The sequence below is a fragment of the Kitasatospora sp. NPDC034533 genome (genome assembly GCF_055575155.1).
Window position 1 is genome coordinate 15,264 of the sequence record NZ_JBVITE010000011.1, and the last position, 23,405, is coordinate 38,668.

Genomic DNA, 23,405 nt, shown 5'->3' on the forward strand with positions numbered 1-23,405 from the left:
GCTCAGCGAAGCTTCGGATCGAGGGCGTCGCGCACCGCGTCGCCCAGCATGATGAAGGCCAGCACGGTGATCGACAGCGCCGCGGCTGGGAAGAACAGCACGTACGGTGCGGTGCGGATGACCTTCTGCGCGGAGGAGATGTCGATGCCCCAGGAGATGGTCGGGTCCTGGAGGCCGATGCCGAGGAAGCTCAGCGTCGCCTCGGTGGCGATGTAGCCGCCGAGCGCGATCGTCGCCACCACGATCACCGGCGCGATCGCGTTCGGCAGGATGTGCCGGAACATCAGCCGGCCCGTGCCGGCGCCGAGCGCCCGCCCGGCCACCACGTAGTCGGCCTGCTTGGCGGTCAGCACCGCCCCGCGCATCACCCGGGCGATCTGGGTCCAGCCGAGCACGCCCAGCGCGATGACCACGCTCCACACCGTGCGGGTGGCGAAGGCGTTCAGCAGCACCAGTGCGCCGAGCAGCAGCGGGATGCCGAAGAAGATGTCGGTGATCCGGGAGAGCACCGCGTCGATCCAGCCGCCGAAGTAGCCGGCCGCCATCCCGGTCAGCCCGCCGAGCACGGTGACGGCGGCGGTCACGAAGACGCCGACGGTGATCGAGGCCCGGGCCCCGTACACCACCCGGGCGAAGATGGACCGGCCCTGGGCGTCGTAGCCGAACCAGCCGCTCCCGAAGACGTCGCCCCAGTTCGGCCGCCTGAGGTAGTTGTTCACCAGGTCCGCGTGGCGCGGGTCGGCGCCGGTGAACGCCCAGGGGAAGACCGCCATCACCACCAGCAGCAGGATCAGCACCGCCGAGACCAGGAAGATCGGCCGCCGGCGCAGGTCCCGCCAGGCGTCCCCCCAGAGGCTGCGGGCCTCCTCGCGCTTCACCACGTCCGGTTCGACCAGGATCTGCTGCTCGACCGCCATGCCCTGCTCCCCCGCGTAGTCGAGCCGCGAGACCCCCGGCTTGGGGCGCGGCTCGTACGAGTCCTCGTCGTGGACGTCAGGCATAGCGGATCCTCGGGTCCAGGACCGCGTAGAGCAGGTCGACGAGCAGGCTGGCGACCAGGTAGACGATCACCAGGACGGTCACGATGCCGACCACTGTGGGGCCCTCCTTCTGGTTGATCGCCCGGTACAGGACGTTGCCGATGCCCTGCACGTTGAAGATGCCCTCGGTGACGATCGCCCCGCCCATCAGCGCCCCGAGGTCGGTGCCGAGGAAGGTCACCACCGGGATCAGCGAGTTGCGCAGCAGGTGGCGGGTGATGACGGTCCGTCGGGGCAGCCCCTTGGCGACCGCGGTGCGGATGTAGTCGGCCCGCAGGTTCTCGCCGATCGAGGTCCGGGTGAGCCGGGCGACGTACGCGAGCGAGAGCGAGCCCAGCACGATGGCCGGCAGCACCAGCTGGGTCAGGTCGTAGCTGTCCTGGACGGTCGGGGTGACCCAGCCCAGGTTGGTGGCGAACACCGTCTGCGCGATGTAGGCCAGCACGAAGACCGGGATCGAGATCACCACCAGGGTCAGGATGAGCACCAGGGTGTCCGCGAGGCTGCCGCGCCGCAGGCCGGAGAGCACACCGAAGGCGAGGCCGACGATCATCTCGAAGACGAAGGCCAGCAGGGCGAGCCGGATGGTGACCGGGAAGGCGCCCGCCATGATGTCGGTGACCGGCCGGCCGGTGAAGCTGGTGCCGAAGTCCCCCTGGAAGAGGTTCCCCATGTAGTGCAGGTACTGCTTCCAGATCGGCTGGTCCAGGAAGTACTTGTGCTTGATGCTGGCGACCACGGCCGGGTCGGCGGCCTTCTCGCCGAACAGCGCCGACACCGGGTCGCCCGGCAGGGTGTAGACCATCAGGAAGATCAGCAGGGTGGCGCCGAAGAACACCGGGATCATCTGCAGCACCCGCCGCAGCACGTAACTGCCCATCCGGGCCTCCTTCCTAGGTGTCCGGCCGACTGCCCGGCCGGCCGTCGGCCGCGAGACCGGGCCCCGCCCTCCGTGGGGGAGGGCGGGGCCGGTGCGAGGGGGCGGGGCTCAGCCCTTGACCTCGACCTGGGTCCAGGCCGGGTTCCCGAAGGAGTCGAACTTCACGTTCTGCACCTTGGTCGAGTAGCCCGAGTTGGTGCGGTAGTACCAGAGCGGGATGGCCGGCATGCCGCTCGGCAGCACCGCCTCGGCCTGCTGGTAGCCGGTCACCGTGTCGGCGACGCTGCCCGCCTCGTCGGCCTTGGTGGCGGCGTCGTCGAACCGCGGGTCGCTGAAGCCGAAGTCGTTGGACGCGGCCCCCGTGCGGTACACGTCGGCCAGGAAGTTGGCGTTCAGCGGGTAGTCCTGCACCCAGCCGGTGCGGAAGGCGCCGTTGAGCTGGTGCCCGGTGATCGCGGCCCGCGCCGTCTTGAAGTCGGGCTTCGGGTCGCCCAGGCAGTCGACCCCGGTGCTCTGCCGGATCGAGTTGCAGACCGCGTCGACCCACTCCTTGTGGCCGCCGTCCGCGTTGTAGGTGATCGTCAGCTTGTTGCCGGGGACGCCGCCGCCCTCCTGGATCAGCTGCTTGGCCTTGGCCGGGTCGAACTTGCAGGTGTCGCCGCAGGTGCCGTCCTTGTAGCCCTCGACGCCCTCGGCCACCCAGGCGGTGGCGGGCTTGCGGGAGCCCTGGAGCACTGTCTTGGTGATGGTGTCGCGGTCGATCGCCATCGACAGGCCCTGGCGCACCTTGGCCTTGTCCGGCCCGGACCAGTCGCCCTGGTAGAGCGTGAAGCCGATGTTCTGGATGGCCCCCTGCGGCTCGTCCACCGCGCGGTCGCCGAGGTCGCTCTTGTACGTGGCCAGCGCGGACGGCGGCACCTGGTCCATGACGTCCAGGTTGCTGGACTGGAGGTCGGCGTAGGCGGCCTCGGACGTGGTGTACATCTTGAAGACGATGCCGCCGTTCTTCGGCTTGTCCACGCCCGGGTAGTCCGGGAAGGCCCTGGTCACCACCTGGCTGTTGTGCGACCAGCTGACGAACTCGTACGGGCCGTTGCCCACCGGCTTCTGCCCGTACCCGGCCGGGTCGTTGTAGAAGCCGTCGGGCAGCGGCGAGAAGGCGATGTAGCCGAGCTTGTACTCGAAGTACGAGACCTTGTGGGTCAGCTTCACGGTGAAGTGGAGGTCGTCGGTGACGGTCAGCCCGGACATCTTGTCCGTGCTCGCCGAGCCGGAGGCCGGGTGGACGTCCTGGTAGCCCTCGATGTCGGAGAACCAGGAGCTGTTGATCTGGTTGTTGGCGGGGTTGGCGCCCCAGTTCCAGGCGTCGACGAAGTTGTGGGCGTGCACCGGGGTGCCGTCGTGGAACTTCCAGCCGTCCTTCAGCGTGATGTCGAAGGTCTGCGAGTCGCTGGTGTCGATCTTCTCGGCGACCTGCATCCGGATCTTGGCGTTGCTCGGGTCGTAGTCGACCAGCCCCCGGAAGAGGTTCTGGATGATCCGGCCGCCGCCGACCTCGTTCGCGTTGGCCGGCTGCAACGGGTTCTGCGGCTCGTTGCTCTGGTAGCTGAACGTCTTGCTCGCGTCCGACGAACTGCTACTGCCCCCTCCCCCGCTGTCACCGCATCCGGTGGCCACCAGGACCACGGACGTCGCGGCGGCGAGGAGCCAACGGACACGGACGGCTACGGGCATGGAGGTCCCTCCTCAGGGTGTGTGTCGCATCACACCCCATCGGAGGCGCGGCCCGGCGACGGCGCGCGTCAAGTGCACCCGGATGGGCGCGGTGAGCCCGCTCGGAGTTGACGCGGCGCCACACCGCGCCACACCGCGCCACACCGGCGGGGCGCCGGAGGGCCCGTACGCCGGAAGGGCCCGCGGCGCGAACGCCACGGGCCCTTCCGGGAACCACCGGGGGATCAGGCCGCGGCCTGCTCCCGGACCTCGGGGAAGTGGCAGGCCGACTCGTGGGCGGCCGGGCCCTCCAGCACCGAGGGCACCGCGAGCAGCGGGATCTCCTCGGCGCACCGGTCCTCCGCCTTCCAGCAGCGGGTGCGGAAGCGGCAGCCCGACGGAGGGTTGGCCGGCGAGGGGATGTCCCCGGTCAGGATGATCCGCTCGCGGGACTCGCGCGCCGTCGGGTCCGGCACCGGCACCGCGGAGAGCAGCGCCTGGGTGTACGGGTGGGTGGCGTTCTCGTAGATCTCCTCGTCCGAGCCGATCTCGACCATCTTGCCCAGGTACATCACGCCGACCCGGTCGGAGATGTGCCGGACGATGGAGAGGTCGTGGGCGATGAACATGTAGGAGAGGCCGAACTCGCCCTGGAGCTGCTCCAGCAGGTTGATCACCTGCGCCTGGACGGACACGTCCAGCGCGGAGACCGGCTCGTCGCAGATGATGATCTCCGGCTTGAGCGCGAGGCCGCGGGCGATGCCGATGCGCTGGCGCTGGCCGCCGGAGAACTGGTGCGGGTACCGGTTGATGTACTCCGGGTTCAGACCCACGACGTCCAGCAGGTCCTGGACGGCCTTGCGGCGGTCGCCCTTGGGCGCCACCTCGGGGTGGATCTCGAACGGCTCGCCGATGATGTCGCCGACCGTCATGCGCGGGTTGAGCGAGGTGTACGGGTCCTGGAACACCATCTGGATGTTGCGGCGGACGGCCTTGAGCGCCGAACCCTGCAACGTCGAGATGTCCTCGCCCTTGAACAGCACCTGGCCGGAGGTGGCGCGCTCCAGGTTCATCAGCACCTTGGCCAGCGTGGACTTGCCACAGCCGGACTCGCCGACGATGCCGAGCGTCTCACCCTTCCTCAGGTCGAAGGAGATGCCGTCGACGGCCTTGACCGCGCCGACCTGCTTCTTGAAGAGGATGCCCTGGGTCAGCGGGTAGTGCTTGACCAGGTCCTTGACCTCCAGGATGTTCTCAGCCATGGAGGGTCTCCTTCCAGAAGTGGCACGCGCTGCGGCGGCCGGTGAGCTCCTTGCCGTCCTTGTCCGTGACGTGGTGCAGCGCGGGGCTCTCCGTACGGCACAGGTCGGTGGCGACGTCGCAGCGGGGGTTGAACGCGCAGCCGGCCGGGACCTTCAGCAGGTTCGGGGGCAGGCCCTTGATCGCGTACAGCTCCTGGCCCTTCTGGTCCAGGCGCGGGATGGAGCGGAGCAGGCCCTTGGTGTACGGGTGCGCGGGGTTCGCGTACAGGTCGTGCACCGGGGCGGTCTCCACGATCCGGCCCGCGTACATCACGGCGATCTTGTCCGCGACGTCGGCGACCACGCCGAGGTCGTGGGTGATCAGGATCAGGCCCATGTTGTACTCGGCCTGGAGCTCGGAGAGCAGGTCCATCACCTGAGCCTGGACGGTCACGTCCAGGGCGGTGGTGGGCTCGTCCGCGATGATCAGGTCGGGCTGGAGCGACAGCGCCATGGCGATCATGATGCGCTGGCGCATGCCGCCGGAGAACTGGTGCGGGTAGTCGTTCACCCGCTGCTTGGCGGCGGGGATGCGGACCCGGTCCATCAGCTCGACGGCCTTCTCCTTCGCCTCCTTCCTGGAGGCGCCCTGGTGCACCCGGAACATCTCGCCGAGCTGGAAGCCGACGCTGAGCACCGGGTTCAGCGCGGACAGCGCGTCCTGGAAGATCATCGCGATCTTCCGGCCGCGGATCTGCCGCCGCTGCTCGTTGGTCATCGTGAGCATGTCCTGGCCGCGGTACAGGATCTCGCCCTGGGTCACCTTGCCCGGGGGCATGTCCAGGATGCCCATGATGGTCTGCGCCGTCACGGACTTGCCGGAGCCGGACTCGCCGAGCACGGCGAGGGTCTCGCCGGCCGCGACGGAGTAGTTGACGCCGTTCACGGCCTTGGCGATCCCGTCCCGGGTGTGGAACTCCACGTGGAGGTCCTTCACCTCCAGGAGAGGGGTGCCAACTTCGAGACGATCGTTCTTCTGGTTGTTCTCGATCACGGTGGTCATCGGGTCGTCACCTCTTCTCTCAGCGGAGCTTCGGGTCGAGGGCGTCGCGCACCGCGTCGCCGAGCATGATGAACGCCAGCACGGTGAGGCTCAGCATGCCGGCGGGGAAGAACAGGGCGAACGGCGCCGTGCGGATCACCTTCTGGGCCGAGTTGATGTCGATGCCCCAGGAGATGGTCGGGTCCTGCAGACCGATGCCGAGGAAGCTCAGCGTCGCCTCGGTGGCGATGTAGCCGCCGAGCGCGATGGTGGCGACGACGATCACCGGGGCGATCGCGTTCGGCAGGATGTGCTTGAGCATGATCCGGGTGGTGCCGGCGCCGAGCGCCCTGGCGGCCGTCACGAAGTCGGCCTGCTTGACCGTGATCACCGAGCCGCGCATGACACGGGTCATCTGGGTCCAGCCCAGGGCGACCAGCGCGAAGACCACGCTCCAGATGGTGCGCGAGGTGAAGGCGTTCAGGATCACCAGCGCGCCGAGCAGCAGCGGGATACCGAAGAAGATGTCGGTGACGCGGGAGATGATCGTGTCGATCCAGCCGCCGAAGTAACCGGCGGCCATGCCGGCGATGCCACCGAGGATGGTCACGCCGAGGGTCACGCAGATGCCGACCACCACCGACGCGCGGGCGCCGTAGATGACGCGGGCGTAGATGCTGCGGCCCTGGAGGTCGTAACCGAACCAGTCCGGCTGGAAGAGGTGGCTGTAGTTCGGCTTCGTCAGGTAGTGCAGGCGCAGGTCGCCAGCCCGGGGGTCCACCGAGGTGAACAGGCCCGGGGCGATGGCGATGACGACCAGCAGCACGATCAGCAGCGCGGAGATCACGAAGATCGGCTTGCGGCGCAGGTCGTGCCAGGCGTCCGAGCCGAGGCTGCGGGCCTTCTCGGGCTTGGCGTCCGCCGCGACGACGGCCTGGGCCGGGATCTCCTCGGCCGTCTTCTTCTCGGTCAGGTCAGGCATAACGGATCCTCGGGTCCAGAACCGCGTAAAGCAGGTCGACGATCAGGCCGGCGGCCAGGTACACGATCACCAGGAAGGCCACGAAGCCGGAGACCGTCGCGCCCTCCTTGTGGTTGATCGCCAAGTAGAGCGCGTTGCCGACACCCTTGACGTTGAAGATGCCCTCGGTGACGATCGCGCCGCCCATCAGGGCGCCGAGGTCGGTGCCGAGGAAGGTGATCACCGGGATCAGCGAGTTGCGCAGCAGGTGGGTGCCGATCACCTTGCGCCGCGGCAGACCCTTGGCCACCGCGGTGCGGACGTAGTCGGCCTTGATGTTCTCGGCGATGGAGGTGCGGGTGAGACGTGCCACGTACGCCAGCGACAGCGAGCCGAGCACGAAGGCCGGCAGCACCAGCTGGGTGATGTCGTTGGAGTCCTGGACGGTCGGCGTGACCCACTTCAGATCGTCCGCGAAGACCGTCTGGAAGATGAAGCCGAGCACCGGCACCGGGATCGAGATCAGCAGCAGGGTGATGACCAGGGCGCCCTTGTCGAACGCCTTGCCCCGGCGCAGGCCGGCGAACAGGCCGATGCCGAGGCCGAGCACGATCTCGATGGCGAACGCGAACAGCGCCAGCCGGACAGTGACCGGCAGCGCCTCGGTGATCACGTCGAACACCGGCCGCTTGGCCATGGTCTGTCCGAAGTCCCCGGTGAGCAGGCCCCCCATGTAGTCGAGGTACTGCTGGAACATCGGCTTGTCGAGACCGAACTGATGCCTCAGGGCTGCGACCTGCGCCGGGTCCGGCGCCTTGTCGCCCCACATCGCTGCCACCGGGTCGCCCGGCAGCGCGTGCACCATCACAAAGATGAGCAAGGTCGTTCCGAAGAAGACCGGGATCATCTGGAGCAGTCGCCTCGCGACAAAGCGCCCCATCGTGCCTCCATGTATGGCTCTGCCGGGCCCGTCAACCCGGCAAGAGATAAGTCGGCGTGCCAACGGCCGGTACCAGCCCTCGCCCTTGTGGGGATGGACGGGCACCGGCCGTTGTCACCGGGTCAGGCGGTGCCGACCGATTACTTCTTGACCTCGACGTCGGTGAAGACCGGGTCGCCGAACGAGTCGAACTTCACGTTCTGGACCTTGTTGGAGTAGCCGGAGGTGGTCTTGTAGTACCACAGCGGGATGGCCGGCATGTCCTTGGCCAGCTGGGCCTCGGCCTGCTGGTACAGGTCGGCGGTCTTCTCGACCGAGGTGGCGGCGTCCGCCTCCTTCGACAGCTTGTCGAACTCCGGGCTGGAGTAGTGGGCGTCGTTGGAGGACGCGCCCGTGGCGTAGATGTCACGCAGGAAGTTGGCGTTCAGCGGGTAGTCCTGCTGCCAGCCGGTACGCATCATGCTCGGCACCTGCTGCTTGGTGACGAGGTCACGGACGGACTTGAAGTCCGGCTTCGGGTCACCGAGGCACTCGACGCCGGTCGCCTGCTTGATCGAGTTGCAGACCGCGTCCACCCACTCCTTGTGGCTGCCGTCGGAGTTGTACAGGATGGTGATCTTGTTGCCCGGGACGCCGCCGCCCTCGGTGATCAGCTGCTTGGCCTTCTCCGGGTTGTACTTGCAGAACTCGCCGCAGGTGCCGGCCTTGTAGCCCATGACGCCGGGCGCGACCCACGAGTCGGCGGGGATGCGGTTGCCGTTGAGCACGGTCTTGGTGATGGTGTCACGGTCGATCGCCATCGAGATGCCCTGGCGGACCTTGGCCTTCTCCGGGGCACTCCAGTCGGCCTGGTACAGCGCGAAGCTGATGTTCTGGATGCCACCCAGCGGCTGGTCGACCGCGCGCTTGCCCAGGTCGTCCTTGTACTTCGGCAGGTCGGTCGAGTCGACCTGGTCCAGGACGTCCACGGTGTCGGACATCAGGTCCTTGTACGCGGCCTCACCGGTCGCGTAGTTGCGGAAGACGATGCCGCCGTTCTTCGGCTTGTCGATGCCCGTGTACTTGTCGTAGGCCTTCACGGTGATGGCCTTGTTGTGCTCCCACGACACGAACTGGTAGGGGCCGTTGCCGACCGGCTTCTGGCCGTAGCCCTCCGGGTCCTTGAAGAAGCCCTCGGGCAGCGGCGAGAAGGCCGCGTAGCCGAGCTTGTACTGGAAGTACGAGACGGGGCCGGTCAGCTCGATGGTGAAGTGGGTGTCGTCGACGACCTTCAGGCCGGACATCTCGGCGGCGGTCGGGTCGCCCTTTTCCGGGTGGACGGCGTCGTAGCCGACGATGTCGGAGAACCAGGACGAGTTGATCTGGTTGTTCTTGACGTTGGCCGACCAGTTCCAGGCCTTCACGAAGGAGGCCGCGGTGACCGGGGTGCCGTCGTGGAAGGTCCAGCCGGACTTCAGCGTGACGGTGTAGTTCTTGGCGTCGGTGGTCTCGATCTTGTCGGCCACCTGGTTGCGCAGCGCACCGGTCGCGGGGTCGTAGTCGACGAGCCCCTTGAACAGGTTCTTGATGACACGGCCGCCGATGGTCTCGTTGGCGTTGGCCGGCTGGAGCGGGTTCTGCGGCTCACCGCTCTGGTAGCTGAAGGTGCCCGCGGCGTTTACTTCACCGTTGCCGGAGCTACCCCCGGAGGAGTCGCTACTGCTGCACGCAGTCGCGGCGAGGGCGACCGCAACAGCTGCGACAACCCACTTGGCCTGGCTCGCACCGCGCATCGGTGTGCCTCCTGAATTCGACGTTGCAACGAGGAGGGCACTGCGGAACGGTTGTCACCGGGCCCGCCGTGCCGTCCGCGCTCGTGGTTTCGGCGCGCACCCCTGCGCGTTCACCCTTGACCCGAGCCTGACTGCACCCACTATCCGTCACGCACGGACACGAAAGTGACCAGTGACGATCTCAATTAGGTCACATGAACAATCGGTAAGTTTCGAAAACCGGACATTTGAGACATAGCCAGACAGGCACCAAACGGACAGTCGTCACGGATGACGAACTGTCACGTCCGCTCAGCGGACACCCCGGTGTGATGAGCGCTATTCCGTTAATAGCGGCCCCGACAACTTGGAGTAGTTGAAAAAGTTCGCCCCCCTCTCCACTGGAAAGGGGGGCGAATCATTCCGGCCAAAGGCCGTTCAGCGCGTCCGGATCACGCCTTCTTGGCGCGCGAGGCGGTGCGTCCGCGGTCCTTCTGGTCAAGGACGACCTTACGGATGCGAACCGTCTCCGGGGTCACCTCGATGCACTCGTCCTCGCGGCAGAACTCCAGCGACTGCTCCAGCGAGAGCTTGCGCGGCGGGACGATCGACTCGGCCACGTCGGCGGTCGAGGACCGCATGTTGGTGAGCTTCTTCTCCTTGGTGATGTTCACGTCCATGTCGTCGGAGCGCGAGTTCTCGCCGACGATCATGCCCTCGTACACCTCGGTGCCCGGCTCGCAGAAGAGCACGCCGCGCTCCTGGAGGTTGGTCATCGCGAAGGCGGTGACCACACCGGCCCGGTCGGCGACCAGCGAGCCGTTGTTGCGGGTGGTCAGCTGGCCGAACCACGGCTCGTGGCCCTCGTGGATCGAGTGCGCGATGCCGGTGCCGCGGGTGCTGGTGAGGAACTCGGTGCGGAAGCCGATCAGGCCGCGGGACGGGACGACGAACTCCATCCGGACCCAGCCCGAGCCGTGGTTGGACATGTTGTCCATCCGGCCCTTGCGGACGCCCATGAGCTGGGTGACGGCACCCATGTGCTCCTCGGGCACGTCCACCGTGAGGCGCTCGACCGGCTCGTGGATCTTGCCGTTGACCTCCTTGGTGACCACCTGCGGCTTGCCGACGGTCAGCTCGAAGCCCTCGCGGCGCATGGTCTCGATCAGGATGGCCAGCGCCAGCTCACCGCGGCCCTGCACCTCCCAGGCGTCCGGGCGCTCGGTGTCCAGGACGCGCAGCGAGACGTTACCGATCAGCTCGCGGTCCAGGCGGTCCTTCACCTGGCGGGCGGTGACCTTGCGGTCCACCTTGGCGCCGGACTTGGCGTCCGCGCCCTTGCCGCTGCCGCCGCGGCCGACCAGCGGCGAGGTGTTGGTGCCGATGGTCATCGAGATGGCCGGCTCGTCCACCGTGATCAGCGGCAGGGCGACCGGGTTCTCCGGGTCGGCCAGGGTCTCACCGATCATGATGTCGGCGATGCCGGCGACGGCGCAGATGTCACCGGGGCCCGCCACCTCGGCCGGCTTGCGGGTGAGCGCCTCGGTCATCAGCAGCTCGGAGATGCGGACGTTCTGGATCGAGCCGTCGCGCTTGATCCAGGCCACGGTCTGGCCCTTGCGCAGCTCGCCCTGCTCGACGCGCAGCAGCGCGATGCGGCCGAGGAAGTTGTCGGCGTCCAGGTTGGTGACGTGGGCCTGGAGCGGGGCGTCCTCGTCGTAGCTCGGGGCCGGGACGTGCTCCAGCAGGGTGGAGAAGAACGGCTCCAGGTTGGTGCTGTCGGCCGGGACGGTGCCGTTCTCCGGCTTGGTCAGCGAGGCGACGCCGTCACGGGCGCAGGCGTAGACGATCGGGAACTCGATCTGGTCCTCGTCCGCGTCCAGGTCCAGGAACAGGTCGTAGGTCTCGTTGATGACCTCGTCGATCCGGGAGTCCGGACGGTCGGTCTTGTTGATGCAGAGGATGACGGGCAGGCGGGCCGACAGCGCCTTGCGGAGCACGAAGCGGGTCTGCGGCAGCGGGCCCTCGGAGGCGTCGACCAGCAGGACGACCGCGTCCACCATCGACAGACCGCGCTCGACCTCGCCACCGAAGTCGGCGTGGCCCGGGGTGTCGATGATGTTGATGGTGATCGGCGCGCCACCGTCCTTGGGGTGGTACTTGACCGCGGTGTTCTTCGCGAGAATGGTGATGCCCTTCTCGCGCTCCAGGTCGTTGGAGTCCATCATCCGGTCGTCGAGCTGCTGGTGGGCGGCGAAGGCGCCGGCCTGCTTCAGCATGGCGTCGACCAGCGTGGTCTTGCCGTGGTCGACGTGGGCGACGATGGCGACGTTACGGATGTCGTTGCGCGTGGGCATGCCTAGCGGATTCTCCCGGAATCGTGGGTTGCGGCGCCCGGCTGCGTGACGCGCACTTGCGATCCCTGTCGATCGCCGCCGCCCGTTCCGCCTGCTACTACCGGTCCACCCGCCGGGCACATGGCCATGCCTCGGCTTCCTCCTATCGTACGGGGAAGCGCCGAGATGGACGGAAACGAGCAGGCCGGGCGGGATCAAGATCACAGGGGGGTCACACACCCTTCACCCGGTGTCCGCCTTCCCGAAGCCGCCCGTTCGTGATCCGACGACTCCACGCCCGACTGCCCGGCCCGGGCCCGCTAGTCGCTCCAGCCCACGTCCTGGAAGCGCGGCCAGCCGAAGCCGTACGCCCCCGCGCCGACCACCCCGGTCCGGACGCCGACCAGCTCCGGCCGCTGGTAGAGCGGCACCGAGTGCCCGAGCTGCCAGATCCGCACGTCCGCCTCCTGGAGCAGGTCCAGCCGGGCCGCCGGATCCAGCTCGGCGGCCGCTCGGTCGAACAGCCGGTCGATCTCCTCGGTGCCGCCGCGGCCGAAGTTGCGGCCCGGCTCGGGTGTGCCGTCGGCGTCCGGCCGGGGCTTGGCGTACGCGGGGCGCTGCTCGCTCGCCGGGCTGGGGCCGGCCGGCCAGGAGAAGAGCGCGAGGTCGTAGTCCCCGGCCGCCAGGCGGTCCCCGACGAAGGACTCGGCGGGCGCGGCCACCTGCTGCACCGCGATCCCGGCCCCCGCGAGGCCGGCGGTGAGCGCGTCGGCGGTGCGCTTGGCGGTCGCCGAACCGGCCGGGACGAGCAGGGAGAGGGCGAGCGGCGTGCCGCCCTTGGCCCGGATGCCCCCGTCGGCGGGCCGCATCCAGCCCGCCTCGTCCAGCAGCCGCCCCGCGTCCGCCGGGCCGGTCACCCCGCTGTTGTCCCGGTAGCCCTCCTGGTCGCCCGCGAGCAGGTGGCTGCCCAGCGGCGCGGCGGGCAGGCCCAGCGGCGTCAGCGCCGCGTCGGCGATCCGCCGCCGGTCGACGGCCCGGGTGAGGGCGCGGCGCACCAGCGGGTCGGTCAGCGGGCCGCGCGTGGCGTTGAGGGTGAGCTGGGTGAGCGAGGCCGCGGCGGCCCGGTGCACGGTGACGCCGGGCAGCGACTCGGCCCTCCGCAGCGCCGTCGCCGCCGCCTCGGGAGCGGCCTCCGGTGCCGCCTCCGGCGGGCCCGCGGGCGGCGGCGCCGCCGGGGCGGACGCGCTGGGCACCGGCTGTGCCCGGTCCACCGCCGCGGTGAGCGTGGCGACGTCCAGCCGGTCCTGGTCCAGCGCGTCCAGCCGCCGCTCGGGAGCCACGGCGAGGAAGTCGATCCGGTCGGCCTTCGGCTGGTCGCCCCACCAGAGCGGGTTGCGCTCCACGGTGACCTTCCCGCCCTCGGCGTCGTACCGGGACAGGACGTACGGCCCGGCGCTGGGCCGGCCCCCGTCCGTCAGCGGCCGGGCGAAGTCGGCCGGGGTGGCCGTCTCGGCGGCCGGGTAGAGCGGACCGAACAGCGAGCGCCACTCGGCGTACGGCTGTCGGAAGGCCACCCGCACCTCGTGGGGGTCGGCGCCCTGGGTGACCGACTCGATGGCGTCGTACCCGGCCGGGCGGGTGCCCCGGTAGGCCGGGTCCCGGCCGGACAGCGCGAGCCGCTGCGCGTCGAGGTCGGCGGCCGAGAGCGGGGTGCCGTCGCTCCAGACGGCCTGCGGGTTGAGCCGGTAGGTGACCACCTGGGGCTGCTGCCCGGGCGGGGTGGACTCGGCCTCCTCCAGGTAGTCCGGGTCGGGGACGAGCCGGCCGTGCTCGTCGGGCCGGAACAGCGCGGGGTACAGCGCGTGGGCGAGCAGCGCCGAGTCCGCGCTCGCCGCGCCCTGGTAGACGTTCAGCGTGGCCGGGACGCCGTCCAGCGCCCAGCGCAGCGTGCCGCCGTCCCGGACGCCAGCCCGGTCGGCGGGCCGGACGTCCCCGGTGCCGACGGTGGGGTCGGCCGTGGCGGGTGCGGGGGCCGGGGTGCGGGCGGGGCCCGGGTCGTCGGAGCAGCCGCCGAGACCGGCGGCGAGCAGCAGCGCGGCGGCTGCGGCGGTGAGCTGGCGGACGCGCATGGCGGCCATCGAACGCCGCCCCGGGCCCGGACCCGCCCCGACACGGCGGGCCGCCGGGCGACTGCACCCGTCCGGCCCACCGTCTCCGGTGGTTACAGCGCCAGCTCGAACCAGACGATCTTGCCCTTGGGCGTGCGCCGGCTGCCCCAGCGCTCGGCCAGCAGGCTGACCAGCTGGAGGCCGCGCCCGCCCTCGTCGGTCTCCTGGGCGCGCCGCTGCCGGGGCTGCGCGTAGCCGTCGTCCCAGACCTCGCAGACCAGGGCGCGCTCGCGCAGCAGCCGCAGCCGGATCTCGCCCCGGCCGTGCTTGAGCGCGTTGGTGACCAGCTCGCTGACCAGCAGCTCGGTGGTGTCGACCAGTTCCTCCAGGCCGCGGGAGAGCAGCCAGCTACAGGCCAGCTCGCGGGCCTTGGCCACCGAGGTCGGCTCGGGCGGCAGGAACCAGTTGCCGACGGCGTCCTCGGGGAAGGCGTGCACCTTGGCCATCAGCAGGGCGATGTCGTCCTCGCCGTGGTGCGGGTTGAGCTCGCCGAGCACGTGGTCGCAGAGGTCCTCCAGGCCCTTGCCCTCGTCGGAGAGCGCGGAGCGGAAGGCGCGCAGCCCCTCGTCCAGCTGGTGCTTGCGGCTCTCCACCAGGCCGTCGGTGTAGAGGGCGAGCACGGCGCCGTCCGGGAGGGTCAGCTCGACCTCCTCGAAGGGCTCGCCGCCGACGCCGAGCGGCAGCCCGGGCGGCACGTCGAGCATCCGGGCGCTCTCGCCGGGGCTGAGCAGGACGGGCGGCAGGTGGCCCGCGTTGGCGAAGACGCAACGGCGGGTGACGGCGTCGTAGACCGCGTAGACGCAGGTGGCCAGGTAGACCTCGCGGGCCTCCTCGTCGGCCGTCGAGGTGAGCCGCCCGTACGGGGTGGGCGGGCCGGCCGGCACGGAGTCGCCGCCGAGGCCTCGGGCGATCTCGTCGAGGGCGGTGAGCACCTCGGCGGGATCGAGGTCGAGCATCGCCAGGGTGCGGACGGCGGTGCGCAGCTGGCCCATCGCGACGGCGGCGCGCAGGCCCCGGCCCATCACGTCGCCGATGACCAGCGCGGTGCGGTTGCCGGGCAGCGGGATGACGTCGAACCAGTCGCCGCCGACCTCGGTGTTGTTGTTGCTGGGCAGGTAGCGGCAGGCGATCTCCAGGCCGCTGGCGGCCGGGTTGCCCGGGGGCAGCAGGCTGCGCTGGAGGATCAGCGCGCGCTCGTGCTCGCGCCGGTAGAGCCGGGCGTTGTCGATGCAGACGGCGGCGCGGGCGACCAGTTCCTCGGCGATCGCGACGTCGCGGGCGTCGAAGGGCTCGCTGCCGATCGCCCGGGAGAGCTGGACGAGGCCGAGCACCTGGTCGCGGGCGACCAGCGGGACGATCAGGGTGGAGCGCAGCAGCGGGTCCGGCCCGGGCTCGGGGACGACGCTGCGCCCGGTGCGCAGCGCCCGCGCGTGCGGGGAGCGGCGCGGGTAACAGAGGGTGCCGCCGGCCTCGGCGATCGGCAGTCCGGTGACCGAGCCGAGCACCGAGGAGGCACCGCCGACCACGCTGGAGACGGCGACCCGGCGCAGTTCGCCGCTGCCGTCGGTGAGCACGGTGTCGCCGAGCCGCCCGGCGCTGGGCACCGTCTCGCCGGAGAGCAGCGCGGTGTAGAGGTCCACGGTGGCGAGGTCGCAGAACGGCGGGACGACGACGTCCAGCAGTTCCTTGGCGGTGGTCTCCAGGTCGAGCGTGGAGCCGATGTGGGCGCTGGCCTCGTTGAGCAGCGCGAGGTTGCGGCGCACGCCGTCGGCCTCGCGCTCGGCGACGTGCCGGCTGGTGACGTCGGAGACCTGCCCGGCCACGCCCATGGTCTGCCCGGCGGCGCCGTTCAGCCGGTACAGCGAGACGGCCCAGAGCCGGTTGCCCTCACGGGTCGGGACGGCGCCGTGGAAGCGCAGGTCGAAGACGGGCTCGCCGGTGGCCAGGACCTTGCGCAGGGCGGCGCTGAGCCGGTCGGCCTCGGACGGCGGGAAGAGGTCGTGGGGGGTGAGGCCCTCCAGGTCGGTGGGGGCGAGTCCCATGCCGGAGGCGAAGGCGTCGTTGACCCGCTGCAGCCGGAGCCGGTCGTCGAACAGCACGAAGCCGGTGGGCGTCTGCCCGAAGACGGCCTCGGAGGCGGCCAGGTCGGTCTCGATCCGGCGCAGCCGGCCGAGGTCGACGGCCAGGCAGGTGGCGCCCGCGGTGGGCAGCGAGCTGTCGGGCATCAGGAAGAGCTCGGCGAGGCCCTCGCCGCCGGTGGCGTCCCGGTACGGGGTGGTGCCGACCCACTCCTCGCCCGCCAGGGTGCGCTCCAGCCGGGACCGGCCGCGCCGCCAGAGCTCCCGGGGCACGAAGGTGGTGATCGGGTCGGCGCCGACGGCCTCGGCGGCCGGGATGCCGAAGAAGTCGGCGGCGCGCTCGCTCCACTGGCTGATCCGCCCGTCGGGGCCGATCGCGAAGGTGGCGACCCGGATGTAGTCGTAGATCGTGCCGGGGTCGCCGCCGCCCCACGAGCGGCGCTCGGCGGCGGGGTGGCGGCCGCGGCTGCCGGCCCCGCCGTCCCGTACCGGCAGCTGCGAGGAACCGGCCTGCCCGGGCACGGCGGCATGACCGCTGCTGCTGCGCGCGCTCCGCGCCGGAGTGCTGTTCAACGGACCGACCCCTCCAACCCGCGACCGTCCGGATGTCGAGAAGACCGAGTATTCATCATCGAGGGGTACGTTCACACGCCCTCAACATCACAACATCAGATCGGGCGAAGGTTTTTGTCCTACCGCCCGCGCAACCACAATGCCACGCTCGCGCCCCCTGCTGGAGCGCGCGCTCCCCTTGAGCGCCTGGCGGCATGTGCGGCCCCGCTCTCCCGTCGGTCGCTTTGATCACGATTCGTCGGGCTCATTACCCGGCAGTGCCTGCTCGAACCAGACGACTTTGCCGATGCCCTCGGCCCGGGCGCCCCAGTGCAGCGCCAGCCGGTGGACCAGTTCCAGTCCGCGGCCACCCTCGTCGGCCTCGGCCGCGTGCCGTTCCCGGGGCGGGTCGGGCAGCGGGTCGGAGATCTCCACCAGCAGCGTCTCACCGAGCGTCAGCCGGACCCCGATGGGGGCGCTCGCGTACCGGACGGCGTTCGTGACCAGCTCGCTGACCAGCAGCTCGGCGGTGTCGGTGAGCTCCTCGACGCCCCACTCGACGAGCGTGGCGCGGACCAGTCGGCGGGCCCGGGAGACGGCGGTGGGCTCGGCCGGCAGGGTCCACCCCGCCGTCGGGGTGCCGGCCCGGCCGTGGCCGAGCCGGGCCAGCAACAGGGCGACGTCGTCCGGCTCCCGGCCCTGTTCCATGGTGTCCAGCACCGCCTCGCAGGCGGCCTGGATGGAGGCGTGCGGCTCCTGGAGCACGCTGACCAGCCGGCCGAGGCCGACGTCCAGGTCCTTGTCCCGGGACTCGACCAGGCCGTCGGTGCACAGCGCCAGCAGGCTGCCCTCCGGGATCTTCAGCTCGACCGATTCGAACGGGACCCCGCCCACGCCGAGCGGGGCGCCGGAGGGCAGGTCGAGGATCCGGCCGGAGCCGCCGGGCAACGGGCCGCCCTCGTGGGTGGGCTCCGCGGACTGCGCTCCCGGCACCACCAGCACCGGCGGGATGTGCCCGGCCTTGGCGACGGTCAGCCGGGCCGTCCCCGGATCGAACACCGCGTAGACGCAGGTGGCGAGCAGCGCCTCGTCCGGCCCCTGGGCGAGGTCGTCGGCCAGTTCGTGGACGTGCCGCAGCAGGACGTCCGGGGGCAGGTCGAGGGCGGCGAGCACCCGGACGGCGGTGCGCAGCCGTCCCATCGTGGCGGCGGCCCGCAGGCCGTGGCCCATCACGTCGCCGACCACCAGCGCGGTGCGGTCGCCGGGCAGCGGGATGACGTCGAACCAGTCGCCGCCGACCTCGGTGCCGCTGCTGCCCGGCACGTACCGGTAGGCGACCTCGACGCCGGTGGGCTGCGGGACCTGCTGCGGGAGCAGGGTGCGCTGGAGGGTGAGCGCGGCGGTGCGCTCGCGGGCGTAGAGGCGGGCGTTGTCCAGCGAGCTGCCCGCCCGGTCGGCCAGCTCGACGGTGAAGGCCTGGTCGTCCCGGTCGAAGCCCTCGCGGTAGCCGGCCCGGCTGACCAGCAGCAGGCCGATCACGATGCCGCGGGCGCGCAACGGCACCACCAGCAGCGAGTGCACGCCGAGGTCCCGGGCGGCCTGCATCTTCGGGTCGCCGGGGTAGGTGACGTCGTCCAGCTGGTCGGCGCCGGAGAGCAGCTCGGGCACGCCGGTGCGCAGCACCCGGCCGCAGGTGGAGTCCTCGGCGAAGGTGATCCGGGCGCCGCGGCGCAGCATCACCTCCACCTCGGGGCCGTCCTGGACGGAGGCGGTGCCGAGCTGGAGCAGCGAGGTGCGCCGGTCGTGGCCGTGCCGGGGCAGGTCGTCGCCGTGGGCGACCGCCTGGAGGAGGATCACCGCCGAGTGGTCGGCCAGCCGGGGGACGACGGAGCTGGCGAGTTCCTGGGCGATCCGGGAGGCGTCGAGCAGGTCGCCGACCCGAGAGCCGAACTCGTTGAGCAGCGAGAGCCGGCGCCGGGCGTGCTCGACCTTGGCGACCGCCCGGTAGCGCTCGGTCACGTCCATCACGGTGCCGGAGATGCCCAGCACCCGGCCGGAGCGGTCGGTCATCCGGCTGTACGAGATGGAGCGGTAGCCGGCCCGGGTGGTGACCGGCGAGGCCAGGGTGACGTCGATGACCGGCTCGCCGGTGGCCAGCACCTGGCGCTGGATGGCGGTGATCTCGTCGGCGGCCCGCTCCGGCAGGGTCTCGCCGGTGGTGCGGCCGACGTGGTCCTCCAGGGCGACGCCGTTCATCTCGGCGAGGGTCTGGTTGACGGCGGTGTAGCGCAGGTCGGTGTCCATGATGGCGATGCCCAGCGGGGACTGCTCGAACAGCGCGTCGCGCACCGCGAGGTCCCGCTCGACGGCCCGGACGGCGGCCGCCTCTGCCATGTTGACCTGGAGGAAGGGGGTGCCGTCACCGTCCACCAGGAGGGAGATCCGGGCGTCCACCGAGACCGGCGCGCCGTCGCGGTCGAGCAGCTGGGCGGGGCCGGCCCAGCGGCCGTGCCGCAGGGTGTCCTGGATGGCGGCCCGGATCCGGGCGACCTCGTCCGGGCCGGGGAGCAGTTCGTCGATCCGGCGGCCGACCAGCAGCTCGTTCGGCCAGCCGAGCAGTTCCTCGGCGGCCGGGCTCCAGAGCACCACCCGGCCCGCGGTGTCCAGGATCGCGATGGCGACCTTGAGCAGGTCCAGCAGGCTGCCGCCGGCGGGCCCGTCGGGGCCTTCGGGGACGTCGGCGGGCCCGCCGGGGAACGGTCTGCCGGGGCGGGCGCGCATACCGGCGCCCGCCTCCGCCCGGTGCCCCGGTGCCGGAGGGGGGCCCGCGTCGGACCGGGGCTCCTGCCCGGACACCGCCAGGGTGGGGGCGGGCTCGGCGGGCCGTACGGCGTCGGGGGCCTCGACGGCGTCGCCGCGGCGGCGGCCGGCCGGCGGCTGGGGGGCGGCCGGACGGGAGGCGTGGCGCAGTCGGGCGCGGGCGGCGGCGCTCCCCGCGGAGCCTGCCCGCCGCTCTCCCCCGCCGCCGTTCCCGGTACTCGACACCGACTGGGCCTCCGGCTCTGGTCGGGATCGGCGTCGCCGGCTGGGGGCGGCTCACCGATGGTGACGAATAGTGCCGAAAAGTGACATACCCAGCAGCATCCAGGCTATCCCGGCGGCCGGGTCGTCTTGTCCTATTGACCTACTCGGCGGATGGCGCGTCGCCCGGGAGGGGTGTGTCGCCGGAGGCCGGCGCGTCCTCGGCGGGCTCCGGCCGCTCGGCCGTCAGCAGCAGCCGGGCGACGTGGGGCAGCACGTCACGGTCGTGGTCGATCCAGTCCACCGCGTCCAGCTCGTCCGGGCCCAGCCAGCGCAGCGCGTCGTGGTCCTGGAGTGCGCGCGGCTCACCGGCCAGCAATTCGGCGGCCCAGAAGTGCAGCTCCAGGCCGGGGCGCACGGCCCACGCGCCCGGCAGCCGGGTCAGCGCGCGCGCCCGTACGCCGAGTTCCTCCAGCAGCTCCCGCTCCAGTGCCCGCGCCTCGGTCTCGCCGGGCTCGGCCTTCCCACCGGGGAACTCCCAGCGCCCGGCCACCGACTCGGGCGCGTTGCGCCGGGCGGCGAGCACCCGGCCGCGGCGGACCAGGGCGCCGCCGACGACGATCCGGGGGGCGGCGTCGGAGGCGGCGGGCCCGGGGCGGGCGGCGGCGGGTGCGTGGGCGGCGGGGGTGTGGGCGGCGGGGGTGGCGTCGGTCGCGTCCATGGGCCCGACCCTACGGGCTCAGGCGTTGCGGACCGTTCCGTCCGCCGCCTCCGGGCGGACCGTCCCGTCCGCTTCCACCCAGTACATCTGCTTGTGGCCGCGGGCCTCGAACTCGGCGGCCAGCCGTCGGGCCTCGGCCCGGTCGAGGTCCCTGGCGACCACGAAGCGGTTGCCGTTGTCGTCCTGCCGCATCACCCGGTAGGTGCCCATGGCCGGAGGGTACCGGGGGCTCGCGCGGGCTGTCGCGCGCCTGGGCGGCGGGCGGTCGGTCCCCGGCTCGCGTGGGGCTGGGGTGGTCGGTCCCCGGCTCGCGTGGGGCTGGGGTGGTCGGTCCCCGGCTCGCGTGGGGGTCGGGCCGGGGACGCGTGCCCGTCACCGTACGGTCGGTGGGTTACCGGCGGGTGTGGGCGCGGTCAACGTCCGGTAACCGTCCGCGCGGCCGCTCAGACCCGCAGGTCGGGGGCCTGCTCGCCGGTGGACAGGCTCAGTCCGCGGCGGATCTCCAGGATCACCGGCCCCGACTTGGCCTCCAGTACGTCGGCGCGGCGGTAGTCCCCCGCCACGTCGCCGCCGGAGGCCATGGCGTCCCAGGCGGCGGCCGCCTGGGTCTTGGCCTCGACCAGCTTGGCGATCTTCGGCCGGACGTCGGCGGGCCAGGGCACCGACGGCGCGCCCAGCGCCGCCGCCTCGGCCCGGGAGGCCGCGGCCACCTGGCGGGCCCACCCCCGGTACTCGGCCTCGGCGGCGGAGACGTCCCCGGCCGGCGGCTCCAGGTACACGTCGTTGAAGCCCCGGGCGGCCTCCAGGTAGGCCAGCTGGGGCGCGGTCAGCCGGCTACGGTCGGTGCGGACCGTGCCCTGGTGCCGGTCCTCGCGGTCCTCGAAGGCGCAGGTCACGTACCGGTCGCCGGACGCCCAGTTCTTCGCCGTCGGGTAGAGGTAGACGTCGTCCATGCCGTCCGGGAGGGCCCACTGGTCGAGCGCGTAGTCGCCCAGCACCTTGTGGCACAGCCGGGCGGCCGTCGCGCGGACCTCGGTCTCGCCCGGGTACGGGCCGTCGGCGTTCGGGAGGCCGGCGGTGCCCGCCACCTCGCCGTGGTGGGGGTCGGCGCAGGCCAGCCGGTGCACCCAGTACACCGTCGTGTCGCCGTCCCCGCCCTCCGTCGTCCCGTCACGGGGGGAGTCGTAGCAGTCGCCGACCTTGAGGTCGGACCAGGACACCGCGCCGGCCGGCGCCTTCGGGGGCTGGCCGAAGCGGCCGGCCCGCGCCGGGCTGAAGTCGGCGGCGCCGAGCCCGAGGGCGAGCAGCAGCGTGCCGATCGTGCCGAGCACCAGGCCGGTCACCGCCAGGCCGGAGCCGCGCTCCTTGCGGCGGTTGATCTGGACCAGCGCGACGATCCCGAGCACCAGGGCCACCGGAGCCACCAGGAGCAGGCCGGTGACCAGGGAGGCGACGGCCAGACCGTTGGTGGGGGCGGGGCCGGGGGCGGCGAAGGGCATGCCCGGGGCCGGCGCCGGGCCGTAGGGGTGGCCCGGCGGGAAGCCGGGCTGGGCGGCGGGGGCGGTGGGGGCCGCCGAGGCCCAGCCGCCGGCGGGCAGCGGGTGCGGCGGCTGGGGCGGGGCCGCCGACGGCGGGACGGACTGGGGGGCCGTCGCGGCGGGCGGGGCCGTCGCGGCGGGCGGGGCGGCGAACGGGCCGGCGGTGACGTCGGGTGCGGCCCAGGGGTCCGCCGGGGCCGGCGGCTCGGGCGCGGCGGGCTCTGCGGGCGCGGCAGGCCTTCCGGGCTCTGCGGGCCCCTCGGACTCGACCGCGTCCCTGCGGAAGCCCACCCTTGGGTCCTGACCGGCCGCCGGAGCCTTCGTCGCCGCTTCCGCCTCCGGTGCCGACGGCGCCGCCACCGCCCCCGTACCCGTGCCCGCATCCGCACCGGCCCCCGTAGCCGCGGGCGACTGCGGCCCCGAGACGGGCCGCTCGGACTCAGGCGTGGACACGTGGACTCCCCCAACCCGCCGGATCGGGCATCGGCCCGGCCCCCGGCACCATGGCTCGGACCCGAACGGGCCCGATCTGAACGGTCGCGCGACTTTACCCGATCTTTCCGAACACCTGCCCGCCTTTCCCCGGCCGCCGCCCGGGCCCGCTCAGCCCCGGGCCAGGACCTCGCCGTGCAGCATCGAGAACCAGCCGTCCCCGGCGGCGCTCCACTCCCGCCAGCCGTCCGCGATCCGCTCCAGTTCGTCCGGCTCCGCGAAGCCCCGCTCGACCGCCGTACGGCCCAGCGCGGTGCCCGTCACCCGGTCCGCCCACATCCCGCCCCACCAGGCACGCTGCTCGGGCGTCGCGAACGTCCAGGTGGTGGCGCTCGCGGTGACCTCGGCGAAGCCGGCCTCGCGGGCCCAGGACAGCAGCCGCCGTCCGGCGTCCGGCTCGCCGCCGTTGGCGCGGGCGGTGCGCCGGTACAGCTCCAGCCAGCGGTCCAGCGCGGGCACCTCCGGGAACCAGGTCATCGAGGCGTAGTCGACGTCCCGCACCGCGACCACGCCGCCCGGCGCCGTCACCCGCCGCAGCTCGCGCAGCGCGGCCACCGGGTCGGCCACGTGCTGGAGCACCTGGTGGGCGTGCACCACGTCGAACTCCCCGTCCCCGTACGGCAGCCGGTGCACGTCGGCGCACTCGAAGGCGACGTTGGACAGGCCCCGCCCGGCGGCGTACCTGGCCGCCTGCTCCAGCACCTCGGCGGAGCTGTCCACGGCGACCACCCGGCCCTCGGGGCCGACCAGTCCGGCCAGGTCCGCGGTGATCGTGCCCGGCCCGCAGCCGACGTCCAGCACGGACTGCCCGGGCCGCAGTTCGGACAGCAGGTAACCGGCCGAGTCGGCGGCGGTGCGGGAGCGGTGCGAGCGCAGCACGGCCTCCTGGTGGCCGTGGGTGTAGACGGCGGCGGGCTGCGGTGCGGTCATG

The 23,405-nt window shown here is 72.0% G+C and carries 16 protein-coding genes; all 16 read right to left on the reverse strand.

Going from position 1 to position 23,405, the window contains the following annotated elements; all coding sequences use genetic code 11:
- Positions 1-2: 2 nt before the first annotated feature.
- A complete protein-coding gene (locus tag ACZ55U_RS10660) occupies positions 3-917 on the reverse strand; it encodes an ABC transporter permease (protein ID WP_465524901.1) in 915 nt (304 codons plus the stop codon).
- 76 nt (positions 918-993) lie between these two features.
- Positions 994-1,920, reverse strand: a complete 927-nt coding sequence (locus ACZ55U_RS10665; RefSeq protein WP_465524644.1) for an ABC transporter permease — start codon at positions 1,918-1,920, stop codon at positions 994-996.
- Positions 1,921-2,028: 108 nt separating this feature from the next.
- Positions 2,029-3,654: a peptide ABC transporter substrate-binding protein gene (locus tag ACZ55U_RS10670; RefSeq protein WP_465524646.1), complete on the reverse strand. Its 1,626-nt coding sequence runs from the start codon at positions 3,652-3,654 to the stop codon at positions 2,029-2,031.
- Positions 3,655-3,878: 224 nt separating this feature from the next.
- Complete coding sequence (locus tag ACZ55U_RS10675; protein WP_465524648.1) at positions 3,879-4,895, reverse strand: ABC transporter ATP-binding protein; 1,017 nt, start codon at positions 4,893-4,895, stop codon at positions 3,879-3,881.
- The gene (locus ACZ55U_RS10680) at positions 4,888-5,937 is read right to left on the reverse strand and encodes an ABC transporter ATP-binding protein (RefSeq protein ID WP_465524650.1); all 1,050 of its coding nucleotides are present in this window, start codon (positions 5,935-5,937) and stop codon (positions 4,888-4,890) included. Before ACZ55U_RS10680 ends, ACZ55U_RS10675 begins: the two co-directional genes overlap by 8 nt.
- A gap of 19 nt (positions 5,938-5,956) precedes the next feature.
- Positions 5,957-6,898 (reverse strand): ABC transporter permease, encoded by a 942-nt coding sequence (locus tag ACZ55U_RS10685; RefSeq protein ID WP_465524652.1) that lies wholly within the window; start codon positions 6,896-6,898, stop codon positions 5,957-5,959.
- Positions 6,891-7,817: an ABC transporter permease gene (locus ACZ55U_RS10690; RefSeq protein ID WP_465524654.1), complete on the reverse strand. Its 927-nt coding sequence runs from the start codon at positions 7,815-7,817 to the stop codon at positions 6,891-6,893. Before ACZ55U_RS10690 ends, ACZ55U_RS10685 begins: the two co-directional genes overlap by 8 nt.
- A gap of 140 nt (positions 7,818-7,957) precedes the next feature.
- A complete protein-coding gene (locus ACZ55U_RS10695; protein WP_465524656.1) occupies positions 7,958-9,589 on the reverse strand; it encodes a peptide ABC transporter substrate-binding protein in 1,632 nt (543 codons plus the stop codon).
- Positions 9,590-10,020: 431 nt separating this feature from the next.
- Complete coding sequence (typA, locus tag ACZ55U_RS10700) at positions 10,021-11,925, reverse strand: translational GTPase TypA (protein WP_465524658.1); 1,905 nt, start codon at positions 11,923-11,925, stop codon at positions 10,021-10,023.
- A gap of 299 nt (positions 11,926-12,224) precedes the next feature.
- Positions 12,225-14,033 (reverse strand): ABC transporter family substrate-binding protein, encoded by a 1,809-nt coding sequence (locus tag ACZ55U_RS10705; protein WP_465524660.1) that lies wholly within the window; start codon positions 14,031-14,033, stop codon positions 12,225-12,227.
- 92 nt (positions 14,034-14,125) lie between these two features.
- A complete protein-coding gene (locus ACZ55U_RS10710; protein WP_465524662.1) occupies positions 14,126-16,723 on the reverse strand; it encodes a SpoIIE family protein phosphatase in 2,598 nt (865 codons plus the stop codon).
- 228 nt (positions 16,724-16,951) lie between these two features.
- Positions 16,952-19,747, reverse strand: a complete 2,796-nt coding sequence (locus tag ACZ55U_RS10715) for a SpoIIE family protein phosphatase (protein WP_465524664.1) — start codon at positions 19,745-19,747, stop codon at positions 16,952-16,954.
- Between the two features lie 139 nt (positions 19,748-19,886).
- Positions 19,887-20,444 carry an NUDIX domain-containing protein gene (locus tag ACZ55U_RS10720; RefSeq protein ID WP_465524666.1) on the reverse strand — a complete coding sequence of 186 codons (558 nt, stop codon included), beginning with the start codon at positions 20,442-20,444 and terminating at the stop codon, positions 19,887-19,889.
- 18 nt (positions 20,445-20,462) lie between these two features.
- A complete protein-coding gene (locus tag ACZ55U_RS10725) occupies positions 20,463-20,654 on the reverse strand; it encodes an SPOR domain-containing protein (protein WP_465524668.1) in 192 nt (63 codons plus the stop codon).
- A 233-nt stretch (positions 20,655-20,887) separates the two neighbouring features.
- Positions 20,888-22,273, reverse strand: a complete 1,386-nt coding sequence (locus ACZ55U_RS10730; protein WP_465524670.1) for a DUF4190 domain-containing protein — start codon at positions 22,271-22,273, stop codon at positions 20,888-20,890.
- Between the two features lie 312 nt (positions 22,274-22,585).
- Positions 22,586-23,404 (reverse strand): methyltransferase domain-containing protein, encoded by an 819-nt coding sequence (locus ACZ55U_RS10735; RefSeq protein WP_465524672.1) that lies wholly within the window; start codon positions 23,402-23,404, stop codon positions 22,586-22,588.
- Position 23,405: the final 1 nt, after the last annotated feature.